Genomic DNA, 13,823 nt, shown 5'->3' with positions numbered 1-13,823 from the left:
ATGTTTTTTGCTCTATTTTTTCGTGCATACACCCTTAAGTTTGGTATAATTTAACTATTCCATTTTCTGGAGGTACTAAATGAGGATTCTGCAAATCTTGAAAACGTTCATTCTCTCCATCATCGGGATACTCCTGATGGGCGGTTTGCCCGTTTTAGTTTCGGGAATCGCCAATAGTGAATGGCGCTTTGCTCACTATTGGGCAACAATCGGTGAAATCATTGACGCTATCTTACATCCGTCAGGTTTGACATACATTGTCATTGGCGGCCAGAAGGAACGCGAATTATTTCCTTATCTCTGGGAACCGATCCAGTATTCGCTCACCGTCCTGTTTTCTTCTTTTTTTCTTGCCATGCTGATGGCAGTGCTTCTTACGATCTTCACCATGGTGTTCTCTGAAAAAGTCAGAAACTCTATTAAATTTGGTTTCTATCTGCTTGAAACACTGCCTGACCTCCTTATCATCCTGCTGCTTCAACTTATGCTTCTCTATTACTACAAGCAAACAGGCTTGATCGTGGCTGGAATCGCAGCAACCTATGAAGAGAAGGTGTATCTCCTTCCCATACTTGTCCTGGCAATCCTGCCGACTATTCAATTGTACCGCCTGACGATATTGACATTCGAGAAAGAAGAGAAGAAGGATTACGTCCTGCTCGCAAAGTCGATCGGACTCGGCCGCTTTTTTATTTTAATCGTACATATCCTTAGAAATGCCGTCATTTTTGTATTTTTTCAATCGAAGAAAACAGTCTGGTTCATGCTTTCCAACTTGTTTGTCGTTGAGCTGCTGTTCAATATCCCGGGTATTACGAGATTTCTCATGTCTACACTGCAGCCGAAATTATTCACCCTTGCACTGCTCAGCATCTTCATCCCGCTGTTTCTGTTTTATAACATCGGGGAGTATATCCTTTCCCGTAAAGCCAACAGAGGGGAGGAGTTATGATGAGACGCAGTATTTGGAGAAATCCATTATTCCTGACCGGCTTTCTATATTTGTTATTGCTGACTTTGGCAAGTTTTCTGTACACCATTCTGTGGGATGATGAAGTCAGGAGACTCTATTTTATATCAGAAAATGGTTTCCCGGTCGAGTCCGCTCCTATCTCGCCAAAATGGAATTTTCCGTTCGGCACCGATCCGCTTGGTCTTGATATGCTGGGGAAAATTTTAATCGGGGCGAAGTACACCCTGATCATGTCCTTCATCATCGCTTTCTTGAGAGTCGCCATCTCCCTGCCGATTGCACTGGTACTCGGAACCTATCTGCAAAGATTCAAAAAATCGATCAACGGAACAATCGATTCGTTTCACTACATCCCATTATCGATCCTGGCGTACTTCCTGCTTCATCCTGTATTATGGGAGCCGTTCAACGGATTTCCTACCACGATGACGGAACGATTCATCATTGAAATTCTGGTACTGACACTTCTCATCGTACCGATCATTTCTTCGCTGTTGGGAAATGAAGTCTCGATGGTATACAGGGAGGAATTCATCTTAAGCGCGAAAGTACTGGGGGCAAGCAAGCTCCGGATCATCATGAAGCATATCATTCCTTCGTTAAAAGACAAGCTGGTCGTCCTCTTTGGGCAGCAAATCATGCAGACGCTGATCATCTTCATCCATCTTGGATTGCTGAAACTCTTTGTCGGTGGGACGGACGTCGATTATTCCTTTGTCCCAGATCCGCCTCAGTCCACCACCAATGAATGGTCGGGGCTGATCGGCGATTCGTTCCGGTATCTCCAAGGTGCACCATGGGTACCGCTCACTCCGATCTTGTTCTTTGCAAGTGCGATGTTCGCCATCGCCCTTATGATGGAAGGATACGTGCGGGCAAACTCGGGGCATTCGTACTATTATAAAAAGTTCAAGGAGAAATATAAGGGAGATGTGAAGGAAGAGGAGTACGAGGTGCGAGGGAAAGACTTTGAACGGGTGACCCACAAGGGTGATTCGATCGGAGGGTGATGGTGATGATTCCGACGTCCTGTATCGATGATTGGTGCCAGGCACAGATCGCTCAGATTGTGCCAGGAACAAAAAGGCAGGATTGTGCCAGGAACAAAACCATCAGATTGTGCCAGGCACAATATTGGGAATTTGTTCCCGGAACCGGAACCTTTACCAGGCACGACTTTAATTGTACCTGGTACAAATAAACCCATCTGTACCAGGTACAATTAAGCGCAAATGTACCTGGTACAAAACACCACTGTTGTACCAGGTACACAAATTAGGTACAAAAAATAAAGCACACAAAAAATATCCACAAATAAATCCGCAAAAAAAGACCGCCGCAAAAATCGCCAAGGCGGTCTCTGGTAATACTACTGCTCAATACATACTCAAATGCCGATTCTTCCCCTTCAGGATCTGGTACACTCCGTACAGGAACAATCCGACTGCTACAACCGCCAGGATCCACTGGCCATATGGCTGCTGAGCGATTTTTGAAAGGGCGCCGTCGAGTCCTTTTGTTTTATCGGGATCTGCGGTGATGGCTGTCTGAATGAAGAAATATCCGACAAGCAAGAAGACGAGTCCGCGGGATACTAATCCCATTTTCCCTGTTTTCTTACCCAATTCCCATTCCTTATCGGACATTTCATGTCGCTTGAAATCGTTCGTGTAGGTGCCCGCAAATGCACTGTAGATTTCGTAAATGGCGAACCCGGTGATGATGGCGCCGACGATGCCGATGATCCATTGACCGAAAGGCTGTGTCAGCAAGTTTGCCGATAACGATTGTTTGGATCCGGAGCCGGAACCGCTTTTCGCATGCATCGCAATCTTGAAGGCATTGTAGGAAAGTGCACCATAAATGATGCCGCTAGTGATATGGGTAAGCCTCCTTAAAGCTGATTTCATGAGGGTGTCTGAATGTCCGGGATCTTTGATTGCTTCGATGAAACTCCAGATGACGATGCCGATGATTCCGAAGCCGACGATCCATAACAGGACTTCCCCAAACGGCGCCTGTGCCACTGCACTGAAAGCTCCGCTTGAGTCGGACATGCTGCCGCCAGCACCGAATGCGGCCATCAGTGCCAGGGCACCGATCATCAAATAAACGCTTCCTCTTGCTATATAACCAACACGTGCAAATCCCCTGATCCACGGTTTGATATCCCGGGAGGAGGGAGAACGTTTACCGCTTGTGACTTTTGAGGAGATTGCTGATAAATCGGCCATTTTCATTCTTCCTTTCTGGTACGTCGTTCCTGTTACTTATGAAGGGTTTTCCCCATAGTAGTAAAATGGAAACCTCCCATGGTATGAAAAACATCTCCATTTCCGGAGAAGAAATTTTTACAAAAAACATATTTACAATGATGCATGAGAGGAGTATTATAGCTATCATCGAAGCTCTTTTCTTTTGGAAACAGCTGAATATATTCTTTATCGCTTAATTCTTTTGAAACGGGGGACCCGAGTTACAGGGGTGAATCCTTATTTAAGGTAGGGCTACTTCCATCGCCCGAATCCGTCAGCTAACCTCGTAAGCGTAATGGGAGAGGATGATACTTGTGATCAAAAATTGATGACCGCAGGGTTTATTCCTTGTGGTCTTTTTGTGCTGTTTTTTTGTGAAATACCTGCTTAACGGGTATTTCGTAACGTGTTTGAATGCTGTCCTCACGAGGAATACATTATGGGCTGAGATAGTCTAAATGGCTTGCTCGGTTTATGTCTTTGTTTTTAACTGGTTTCAGCTGTTGCACGGAAATCAACGGCGGTGTTTAATAGCGCCAAATGGATAAGCTAATAAAAAGGTTTTGGAGGGTACACATCATGAAAAAACAATTTGCCGTCATCGGGCTGGGACGTTTTGGAGGAAATCTAGTTCAAGAGCTCGCCCATCTCAATGTGGAGGTGCTTGCCATCGATATCCACCATGATGTCGTTCAAAAGTTTCAGGACGTCGCGACACATGCGGTCCAGGCGAATGCGATGGACGAATCGGTGCTGAAATCACTCGGTCTGCGGAATTTTGATCATGTCATCGTGTCGTTTGGGGAAAATGTAGAAGCGAGCATCCTGACGACGCTTCAATTAAAGGAGATCGGTGTCAAAGAGGTGTGGGTCAAAGCATCCAATACGTATCATCAGAAGGTGCTGGATAAGATCGGCGCGGACAAAGTCATTCATCCGGAAAGGGACATGGCAAGAAGGATCGCCCACCATATTACGTCTGAAAAAATCATCGATTATATAGAAGTATCGAAGGAACACAGTATCGTAGAGGTGCTGGCTACAAAGAAAGTGGCAGGGAAAAATCTGATTGAATTAGATGTGCGCGCAAGGTACGGCTGCAATATCATTGCCATTCACCGCGGTGAAGAAGTCATCGTGTCACCGCCTGCGGATGAAGTCATTCAAAAGGAGGACCTTCTGATTGTGATCGGTCATAACCGTGATATTAATCGCTTTGAAAAAGAAGGTGTATAAAGAATGAAGAGGAAAGTCATACAGTGGAGCCCGCCTCAGCTTCTGGTGATCACGTTTATCTTTTTCAGCACACTCGGGATGCTTCTTTTAAAGCTGCCATTTGCCACAGTGGGCGGCATCACGATGCTGGATGCGTTATTCACGGCGGTGTCGGCGATGACTGTCACTGGATTGATTGTTGTTGATACAGGCAGTGTGTTCACACTGTTCGGGGAAATCGTCATCATGTTTCTGATCCAAATCGGCGGTCTCGGAATTATGTCCTTCGCTGTCCTGATTTTTATGATGATTGGGAAGAAGATCGGGTTCAAGGAGCGGCTTTTGATTCAGCAGGCATTAAATCAGTCGTCTGTCGGCGGCGTCATTAAACTTGTAAAATATTTATTTGTCTTTTCTTTTACGGTGGAAGCTGCCGCGGTCGTGCTGCTCGCAGTCGAATGGGTGCCTGAATATGGATGGGGCAGAGGCCTGTATGTCAGTTTATTTCATTCCATTTCGGCTTTTAATAACGCGGGATTTTCCATCTGGGAAGACAGCCTGATGAGGTATGTGGATAATCCGACAGTGAATCTTGTCATCTCGTCCTTGTTCATCATCGGGGGAATCGGGTTCACGGTGCTCGTTGATCTTTATAAGACGAGGTCATTCAGAAAACTGTCTCTTCATACGAAGATCATGTTGTGGGGTACGTTGATCATCAATACGGGAGCCATGATCATCCTTTTTATTTTAGAATACAACAACCCCGATACACTCGCCAATATGACTCTTTTCGATAAGCTGCAGGCAGCATACTTCTCGGCAGTCACTCCTCGTACAGCGGGGTTCAATTCGCTTGATTACGCAAGTATGGAGAGGGATTCCATTTTATTGACGATCCTGCTCATGTTTATCGGGGCAGGAAGTGCATCGACAGGCGGAGGGATCAAGCTGACGACATTTGTGGTCATATCTTTGAGTGTTTTTGCCTTTCTGAAAGAAAAACGTGAAATCCGCCTGTTCCGCCGGACAATCAGCGAATTTCATATTTTCAAGGCATTAGCTGTTTCCATGATGAGTGTGTTTCTGGTATTCACCGCTTTATTCATCATGAATATCTCCGAAAAAGGAGCGGAATTCCTGCCGATTCTCTTTGAAATCGTCTCGGCATTCGGAACCGTCGGCCTGTCCATGGGTATCACCGGTTCCCTTACAGACATAGGGAAGAGCGTCATCATCGTCGTCATGTTCATCGGCAAACTCGGCCCGCTAACCCTTGCATTTTCATTATCAAAACCGGATAAGGAGAAAATTCGTTATCCGAAGGAAGATATATTGACAGGGTGAAATCAACTAAAACCAGTGCCTGCTTTCCAGCACTGGTTTTCGTTATGTCTGCCTCGCTTTTAAGGAGCGACTCCTCAGCGCTTTAAAGCAATTGAGGACTGTCCTTCAATTTATTCTCAAAATTCACAATAACAATACAATGGGTATGCAATTTGACAAAAAGGGGGGTATTTAAGCGTTTACATGTGGGGTGAGTGAGATTGACGGAAGATGAAGTGTTCAATATAATGTGGAAAAATTCTGAACTTTTTACAGGGTGGTGTTGTTCATGAAAACTGTTTATAATTTCTCGGCCGGACCGGCAGTGCTGCCAAGCTCAGTGCTTGAAAAGGTGCAGCATGAACTGCTTGATTATGAAGGCACTGGCATGTCCGTGATGGAGCTCAGCCATCGGTCTGCCCCATTTCAACAGATTATCGATCAGGCGGAAGCATTGCTGAGAGAACTGCTTTCGATTCCGGAAAATTATCACGTCTTGTTTATGCAGGGAGGAGCTTCCCTTCAATTCTCCATGGTCCCGCTGAATCTTCTCGGATCTGATGAAACAGCCGAGTATATCGTGACGGGCAGCTGGTCAGGGAAAGCGGTGAAAGAAGCGGATAAAGTCGGGGAAATAAGGAAGCATACGCCGGATGCTCAAACCGCCATTCCGTCTTATACGGCAAAGGATTTCTCTGGAAACAGCCGGTATGTACATATCACCTCGAATAATACAATAGAAGGAACGCGTTTCGCTGAATATCCGGATACTGGGGATATCCCGCTGGTTGCCGATATGTCATCTCATATTCTTTCAGAGAAGCTCGATGTTTCGAAATTCGGTCTCATATACGCAGGGGCCCAGAAAAACCTGGGTCCATCCGGGGTGACAGTCGCCATCATCAGGGAAGATCTGGTCGGGGATGCCCCGGATTATTGTCCCGCACTTCTGAATTACGAAACGTATGTCAAACATGGCTCACTATTTAACACACCGCCGACTTTCTCCATATATGTATTGAAACTTGTGCTCGAATGGGTGAAGGAATACGGCGGGGTAGAGGGAATGGAAGAACGCAATCAGGAAAAAGCACATCTCCTGTATTCCTATATCGATCAATCCGGACTTTTTCAAAATCATGTCACTGAAGCAAACCGGTCACTGATGAACATTCCATTTACGGCAAACAATGATGAAGTGAACGCCCGATTTTTAAAAGAAGCCAAACAAGCCGGATTTGAGTTTCTGAAAGGTCACCGGTCAGTAGGCGGGATGCGTGCCAGCCTTTATAACGCCATGCCGATTGAAGGGGTAAAGGCGCTTGTGGAATTCATGAAGAACTTTGAACAGAACGAAGTGAAGGAGGATCAACATGCTTTCAATTAATACGTACAATGCGATATCAAAGAGCGGGTTATCATTAATAGAGGACGACATCAATTACCACTTGAATGGAGAAGGAGATCCGGACGGGCTTCTGGTACGTTCCCAGAATCTTCATGACTTCACGTTCCCTCCGTCTTTAAAAGCGATTGCCCGTGCCGGCGCAGGTGTCAATAATATCCCGGTGGACTCCTGCACAGAAAAAGGGATCGTCGTATTCAACACGCCCGGTGCTAACGCAAACGCCGTTAAAGAACTTGTACTTGCAAATCTGATCGCTTCTTCACGGAACCTTTATTCAGCGGTTGGCTGGGCAAAAACGCTTCATAACCAGGAGGATGTATCAACTGTCGTCGAGTCCAAAAAGAAGGAATTTGTCGGAAGTGAAATCAAAGGGAAAAAGCTCGGAGTAGTAGGGCTTGGAGCCATTGGTGTGCTCGTTGCGAACGATGCACTGGCACTCGGCATGGACGTTGTCGCATACGATCCGTTCATTTCGGTCGATGCAGCTTGGAGATTGTCCCAGGATGTGAAACGTGCGCATAATATCGAAGACGTATGGGCGCAATGCGACTTTGTCACCTTCCACATGCCGCTGACAGATCAAACGAAATATTTCGTGAATAATGAGAGCTTTCAGCGCATGAAGAAAGGCATCACCCTCCTGAATTTCTCCAGAGGGGAGCTTGTGGAAGAACATGCCCTGGGAGAAGCATTAAAAGCCGGTACCGTCAGAAGATATGTCACCGATTTCCCAAATGAGTATGTGTTGAAGCTGGACAATGTGGTGCCGGTCCCCCATCTCGGGGCATCAACCATTGAGTCGGAAGAAAACTGCGCCGTTATGGCGACACAACAACTGAAAAGGTATTTGGAAACCGGGAATATCAAACATGCCGTCAACCTTCCTAATGTGGAACTTCCGTACAGCGGGAAAATGCGGGTGACCGTGATGCATCAAAACATCCCGAACATGGTCGGCGGCATCACCACCACTCTATCCGGATATGCGGTCAACATCGCCGACATGATCAACCGCAGTAAAAACACATGGGCGTACACGATGATTGACCTTGACCAGAAACTGACAGAAGAAGAACAAAACGATGTGAAAACCAATTTGAAAGCCATTGAAGGCGTTGTATCGGTTCGACTCATCTAAATAGTGTGACTAGAACTCCCTTAACCCGAGAAGAATGTGTAATAGACACTAACTCGGATTAAGGGAGGTTTTAATCTATGCCAAGCGTATCCTATCAGGGATCCACATTATTTTTCGATGATATAGGAAAGGGGACACCCCTTGTATTTATTCATCCGCCTGGAATGGGACGGATCGTTTTCTCCAAACAACATACTCTTGCCCGGCATTTCCGGCTGATCATCCCCGATTTGTCGGGACATGGAGATTCACCGTCAATGGAGACTTTCGTCAGCATTGAATCTTATGCGGATGAAATCAACTATCTCCTCGATCATTTAAAGATATCTGCATGTGTCCTGATCGGCTATTCGGCAGGGGGAATCGTGGCACAACGATTTGCCGCTGCATACAAAGATAAAGTAAGTTCTCTCATTCTGATCGGAGCTTATCCTAAAGTGATACACAGTAAGCTGAAGCTGATGCATCTAATCGGGATGAAATTGGTCCGGAATCATCCAGTCCGCCTCGCCAAACTCATTTCCAAGGCACATACAAAAAGCAAGGAAGAACGAGCACAGCTTGTCCTTCACATGAACAAAGCGAATCCGGAGATCTGGTACCATTTTTACAAACAGTCCCTTCAATATGACGGAATTGAGGAAATAAACCGATGCAAAATGCCGCTTCTCTTGATCTATGGGGAAAAATCAGATTGGGTTAACGATCAAATGGAGTGCTACAAGGATTGTCACTCTAAAAAAATATATATCATCCCCGGTGCCTCCCACCAGATTCCGACCCTTTACCATGATGCACTCAATGCCATCCTGCAGGGCGAAGTGGAGGAACTGCTGAAAAAGGGTTGAGTTGTTTCTTTTAAAGAGAATAGGGTAAAGTACATCCCGGGATTAAAATAAAGAGAGGAGAATACAATGGGAATCCATCATTATTTCAAAAGTCTTTCGGACCTTGAGACACTCGTCCGCTGTCCGGGGCGTTTTAAATATCATGAGCATAATGTTGCAAGCCATTCCTTCAAAGTGACCAAAATCGCCCAATTCCTGGGGACTGTCGAGGAACAGAATGGACAAGTGGTCGACTGGAAAACTCTCTATGAAAAGGCACTCAATCATGACTATGCCGAACTGTTTACAGGCGACATTAAGACACCTGTTAAATATGCCTCGGAGGAATTACGCGATCTGTTCAGCCAGGTTGAGGATGAGATGGTGAAGAAATTCATCTCTACAGAATTCCCCCAGCAATTTCAGGAGGTATACAGAGGGAGGTTCAAAGAAGGAAAAGACGCTTCTCTGGAAGGGAGAATCCTTTCAGTAGCTGACAAAATCGACCTCTTGTATGAATCGTTTGGAGAGATCCAAAAAGGCAATCCCGAGCCGTTATTCATGGAAATCTATCAGGAGACACTGTCAACAATCGTGAAGTTCAAAGAACTGGAGTGTGTCCAATACTTCCTCGAGTATATACTTCCGGACATGCTCTCCGAGAAGTTCATCCCCCACAGTGAATTGAAAGAACGCACAGAACGATTGATCCGCTCCGGTGACGAATAAGGAGAAATTCCTTTCCAATGCGAAGCATATTCGTTAAAATATGGTTATTCCCTTCAAGGAGAGTGGATCGTGTCTAAAATCATTCTAGGAATCTTTCTGCCGGGATTGCTGGTGGTTCTGTTTACCAGAGTCACGTACAATCACTATGTCGGACTCATACTTACCGTAGCACTGATTGCTGCATCTGTTTATAAAGGATATACAGATTCCTGGTGGCTGATCGTTGTCGACGCCGCATCATTGACGATAGGATTCTGGTACAGCAATCAAATGATGAACAAAGCAAGAGAAGATGCCTGAACACTGTGGATGAAACGGTGCGCAGGCATTTTTTTTTGTGTATTGTGGATAAGTCGTTTAATTTTGTGCATAAGTGAATTGGGAAATAAAATACCCACAATGTGAATACGTGTTCATACACAATATTCACAAGTTATCCACCTTATTGTGGATAAAAAGAGTTATTTTCCACAGGTTTTTATAAGTTATTCACAAAGTTATTCACAACTTGTGTGTATGGCCAGTTCCAAACAGCTTTAAAGCGGGAAGAGTAGTATAAATTGACCAAATGCAAACTACTTATCCCCATTCTCAAACGTTCTGTATGTAACGAAACTCCACTTTATCCACAATTCATAAAAACAAACGAACTTTTGTTCGCTTTTTGTTGGTTATTGCTGTATGAAATGTGGTAGAATGTGTATAGATGAATGGACTGTGTTTATTATGTGAATAAATAGGTAAATAACAAGGTACGGATCCTTTATTATAGGAGGTTTCACGGTGAAGGAACAATTTCAGTTAAAGTCTAAATACAAGCCGGAGGGCGATCAGCCCAAGGCGATTGACAGATTGGTTCAGGGAGTTAATGAAGGGAAACGTCATCAGACGCTCCTCGGGGCAACGGGTACCGGTAAGACCTTTACCGTTTCCAACGTGATTCATAAAGTGGAGAAACCGACATTGATTATTGCCCACAATAAGACACTTGCCGGACAGCTCTACAGCGAGTTCAAGGATTTTTTCCCTGATAATGCCGTCGAATATTTCGTCAGCTACTACGATTATTATCAGCCCGAGGCATATGTTCCTCAAACCGATACATTTATAGAAAAAGATGCGAGCATAAATGATGAAATCGATAAACTCCGCCATTCTGCCACCTCAGCATTATTCGAACGGAGAGATGTCATCATCATTGCATCCGTCTCCTGCATATACGGATTGGGTAACCCGGAAGAATACCGTGAGCTTGTGCTCTCCCTGCGTACCGGGATGGAGATTGAACGAAACCAGCTCCTGAGAAAGCTTGTGGATATCCAATATGAACGGAACGATATCGATTTCAAACGCGGAACATTCCGTGTCCGCGGCGATGTAGTGGAAATCTTCCCGGCTTCGCGTGACGAACACTGTATGCGCGTAGAGTTCTTTGGGGATGAAATCGATCGTATCCGCGAGGTTGATGCACTGACCGGTGAAATCATGGGTGACCGTGATCATGTTGCCATCTTCCCGGCTTCCCACTTCGTTACCAGGGAAGAAAAGATGCAGGTGGCGATTAAAAATATCGAAAAAGAATTGGAAGAGCAATTAGCGGTCATGAAGGAAGATGGGAAGCTTCTTGAAGCTCAGCGTCTCGAACAGAGAACGCGCTATGACCTCGAGATGATGCGTGAAATGGGCTTCTGTTCGGGAATCGAGAACTATTCCCGCCACTTGACGCTAAGGCCTTCGGGTTCCACACCCTATACATTGCTTGATTATTTTCCCGATGATTTCATGATTGTCGTCGATGAGTCCCATGTGACACTTCCCCAGATCAGGGGGATGTTCAATGGGGACCAGGCACGTAAAAAGGTGCTGGTCGACCACGGTTTCCGTCTGCCTTCAGCGATGGACAACCGGCCGCTGCGATTTGAGGAATTTGAAGAGAAAGTACAGCAGCTGCTATACGTATCAGCGACACCGGGACCATACGAACTTGAACACAGCCCTGAAATGATCGAACAGATCATCCGTCCGACCGGACTTTTGGATCCGATTATCGAAGTGCGTCCGATTGAAGGGCAGATTGATGACCTTCTCGGCGAAATCAATGAACGGATCGAGAAAAATGAGCGAGTGCTCATCACGACATTGACGAAGAAAATGTCAGAAGATCTTTCCGCTTATTTAAAAGAGATCGGCATCAAGGTTCAATACCTCCACTCTGAAATCAAGACGCTTGAGCGAATCGAGATCATCCGTGATCTCCGCCTCGGAAAATTTGATGTCCTGGTTGGAATCAACCTGCTGCGTGAAGGTCTCGATATTCCTGAAGTTTCGCTTGTATCGATTCTCGATGCAGACAAAGAAGGATTCCTGCGTTCCGAACGATCACTCATCCAGACGATTGGCCGTGCTGCACGTAACTCGAACGGTAAGGTCATCATGTATGCGGATAAAATGACCGATTCCATGCAGAAAGCGATCGACGAAACGGCGCGGCGTCGTGAAATCCAGGAAAAACACAATGAGAAACACGGCATCACACCGATGACGATTCAAAAAGAAATCAGGGATGTCATCCGTGCCACTCATGCCGCAGAAGAAGCAGGGATCTATGAGGGGAAAGAGACTAAGGTTTCGAATATGTCCAAACCGGAGAGACAAAAACTTATTGCTAGCTTAGAGGTGGAAATGAAAGAAGCTGCCAAGGCGCTCGACTTTGAACGTGCAGCCCAGCTTCGTGACACCATTCTTGAGCTAAAGGCGGAAGGATGAAACAGGAATGGCCAAAGACCAAATTATCGTACAAGGAGCCAGAGCTCATAATTTAAAAAATATAGATATTAAAATTCCCAGGGATAAGCTGGTCGTCCTGACTGGTTTGTCCGGATCCGGGAAATCGTCGCTTGCGTTCGATACGATTTATGCAGAAGGGCAGAGACGTTATGTCGAGTCGCTGTCTGCTTATGCGCGTCAGTTCCTTGGTCAGATGGATAAACCGGATGTTGATTCAATCGAAGGATTGTCCCCGGCCATTTCGATCGACCAGAAAACGACAAGCAAGAATCCCCGTTCAACAGTAGGGACGGTAACCGAGATTTATGATTATCTGCGGCTGTTATTCGCCCGTGTAGGAAAGCCGATCTGTCCGAATCACGGCATCGAAATCTCTTCCCAGACAATCGAGCAGATGGTCGACAGAATTCTTGAGTACCCTGAACGTACAAAGCTTCAGGTGCTTGCCCCTGTCGTATCCGGCCGCAAAGGGACCCATGCCAAGACGCTTGAAGACATCAAGAAGCAGGGGTTCGTCCGTGTCCGCGTTAACGGGGAAGTCCAGGATCTCGGCGAGGAAATCATACTTGAAAAGAATAAAAAACATACAATCGAAGTAATCATTGACCGTATCGTCGTGAAAGACGGCGTGGCAGCACGATTATCCGATTCATTGGAAACAGCTCTCCGTCTGGCGGAAGGTCAGGTCGTCATCGATGTGATCGGGGAGGAAGAACTTCTGTTCAGTGAGCATCATGCCTGTCCGTATTGCGGATTCTCGATTACGGAGCTTGAGCCGAGGATGTTCTCCTTCAACAGTCCTTTCGGGGCATGTCCAAGCTGTGACGGACTGGGGACCAAACTTGAAGTGGATAAAGAACTGGTCATCCCTAATTGGGACCGCACCCTTAATGAGCATGCGATCGCTCCATGGGAGCCGGCCAGCTCTCAATATTATCCATCCCTGCTGAAAGCGGTATGTGACCACTACAGCATCCCGATGGATGTTCCCGTCAAAGATATACCGAAAGATAAAATGGATAAAATCCTTAAAGGCTCCGGCAAAGACGAGATCTATTTCCGTTACGAAAACGACTTCGGTCAAGTGCGCGAAAACTATCTTCGCTTTGAAGGGGTCATGAAAAATATAGAGCGCCGTTACCGGGAAACAAGCTCGGACTATATC

Annotated in this window: 12 protein-coding genes and 1 riboswitch; of the genes, 11 read left to right on the top strand and 1 reads right to left on the bottom strand. The window is 45.9% G+C overall.

The window, feature by feature from the left end; genetic code table 11:
* The first annotated feature begins 79 nt into the window (after positions 1-79).
* Together HP456_RS11370 and HP456_RS11365 are read left to right on the top strand one after the other, a co-directional pair.
* On the top strand, positions 80-952 hold the full coding sequence (locus HP456_RS11370) for an ABC transporter permease subunit (protein ID WP_172251118.1): 873 nt from the start codon (positions 80-82) through the stop codon (positions 950-952).
* Positions 949-1,983: an ABC transporter permease gene (locus HP456_RS11365; RefSeq protein ID WP_246288966.1), complete on the top strand. Its 1,035-nt coding sequence runs from the start codon at positions 949-951 to the stop codon at positions 1,981-1,983. Before HP456_RS11370 ends, HP456_RS11365 begins: the two co-directional genes overlap by 4 nt.
* Before the next feature lie 366 nt (positions 1,984-2,349).
* Here HP456_RS11365 and HP456_RS11360 read toward each other — a convergent pair whose 3' ends face one another.
* A complete protein-coding gene (locus tag HP456_RS11360) occupies positions 2,350-3,207 on the bottom strand; it encodes a DUF1206 domain-containing protein (RefSeq protein WP_172251116.1) in 858 nt (285 codons plus the stop codon).
* Between the two features lie 201 nt (positions 3,208-3,408).
* Positions 3,409-3,537: riboswitch (cyclic di-AMP (ydaO/yuaA leader) on the top strand.
* 270 nt (positions 3,538-3,807) lie between these two features.
* On the opposite strand from HP456_RS11360, the gene HP456_RS11355 reads away from it, so the two are divergent.
* The 9 genes from HP456_RS11355 to HP456_RS11315 all read left to right on the top strand — a co-directional run.
* On the top strand, positions 3,808-4,464 hold the full coding sequence (locus HP456_RS11355; protein WP_172251114.1) for a potassium channel family protein: 657 nt from the start codon (positions 3,808-3,810) through the stop codon (positions 4,462-4,464).
* A gap of 3 nt (positions 4,465-4,467) precedes the next feature.
* Positions 4,468-5,790: a TrkH family potassium uptake protein gene (locus HP456_RS11350; RefSeq protein ID WP_172251112.1), complete on the top strand. Its 1,323-nt coding sequence runs from the start codon at positions 4,468-4,470 to the stop codon at positions 5,788-5,790.
* Positions 5,791-6,058: 268 nt separating this feature from the next.
* The gene (gene serC, locus HP456_RS11345; RefSeq protein ID WP_172251110.1) at positions 6,059-7,156 is read left to right on the top strand and encodes a 3-phosphoserine/phosphohydroxythreonine transaminase; all 1,098 of its coding nucleotides are present in this window, start codon (positions 6,059-6,061) and stop codon (positions 7,154-7,156) included.
* On the top strand, positions 7,143-8,315 hold the full coding sequence (locus tag HP456_RS11340; protein WP_172251108.1) for a phosphoglycerate dehydrogenase: 1,173 nt from the start codon (positions 7,143-7,145) through the stop codon (positions 8,313-8,315). Before serC ends, HP456_RS11340 begins: the two co-directional genes overlap by 14 nt.
* Before the next feature lie 77 nt (positions 8,316-8,392).
* Positions 8,393-9,163: an alpha/beta fold hydrolase gene (locus HP456_RS11335; RefSeq protein WP_172251106.1), complete on the top strand. Its 771-nt coding sequence runs from the start codon at positions 8,393-8,395 to the stop codon at positions 9,161-9,163.
* A 66-nt stretch (positions 9,164-9,229) separates the two neighbouring features.
* Positions 9,230-9,871, top strand: coding sequence for an HD domain-containing protein (locus HP456_RS11330; protein ID WP_172251104.1), 642 nt, complete (start codon positions 9,230-9,232; stop codon positions 9,869-9,871).
* A 66-nt stretch (positions 9,872-9,937) separates the two neighbouring features.
* Positions 9,938-10,171: a CsbA family protein gene (locus HP456_RS11325; protein ID WP_172251120.1), complete on the top strand. Its 234-nt coding sequence runs from the start codon at positions 9,938-9,940 to the stop codon at positions 10,169-10,171.
* 483 nt (positions 10,172-10,654) lie between these two features.
* On the top strand, positions 10,655-12,637 hold the full coding sequence (gene uvrB, locus HP456_RS11320) for an excinuclease ABC subunit UvrB (protein ID WP_172251102.1): 1,983 nt from the start codon (positions 10,655-10,657) through the stop codon (positions 12,635-12,637).
* Positions 12,638-12,644: 7 nt separating this feature from the next.
* On the top strand, positions 12,645-13,823 hold a 1,179-nt coding region (locus HP456_RS11315; protein WP_512698748.1), incomplete at its 3' end, for a UvrA family protein.

Source organism: Bacillus haikouensis (genome assembly GCF_013179555.1).
GTDB lineage: Bacteria > Bacillota > Bacilli > Bacillales > Bacillaceae_B > Rossellomorea > Rossellomorea haikouensis_A.
The sequence above is the reverse complement of the archived record's forward strand: the minus strand, read 5'-3'. Positions and strand labels throughout refer to the sequence as shown.

Bases quoted from the DNA above. Each gene is read 5' to 3' on its own strand.
- HP456_RS11370 (WP_172251118.1), top strand. From the start codon at position 80: ATGAGGATTCTGCAAATCTTGAAAACGTTCATTCTCTCCATCATCGGG.
- HP456_RS11365 (WP_246288966.1), top strand. From the start codon at position 949: ATGATGAGACGCAGTATTTGGAGAAATCCATTATTCCTGACCGGCTTT.
- HP456_RS11360 (WP_172251116.1), bottom strand. From the start codon at position 3,207: ATGGCCGATTTATCAGCAATCTCCTCAAAAGTCACAAGCGGTAAACGT.
- HP456_RS11355 (WP_172251114.1), top strand. From the start codon at position 3,808: ATGAAAAAACAATTTGCCGTCATCGGGCTGGGACGTTTTGGAGGAAAT.
- HP456_RS11350 (WP_172251112.1), top strand. From the start codon at position 4,468: ATGAAGAGGAAAGTCATACAGTGGAGCCCGCCTCAGCTTCTGGTGATC.
- serC (WP_172251110.1), top strand. From the start codon at position 6,059: ATGAAAACTGTTTATAATTTCTCGGCCGGACCGGCAGTGCTGCCAAGC.
- HP456_RS11340 (WP_172251108.1), top strand. From the start codon at position 7,143: ATGCTTTCAATTAATACGTACAATGCGATATCAAAGAGCGGGTTATCA.
- HP456_RS11335 (WP_172251106.1), top strand. From the start codon at position 8,393: ATGCCAAGCGTATCCTATCAGGGATCCACATTATTTTTCGATGATATA.
- HP456_RS11330 (WP_172251104.1), top strand. From the start codon at position 9,230: ATGGGAATCCATCATTATTTCAAAAGTCTTTCGGACCTTGAGACACTC.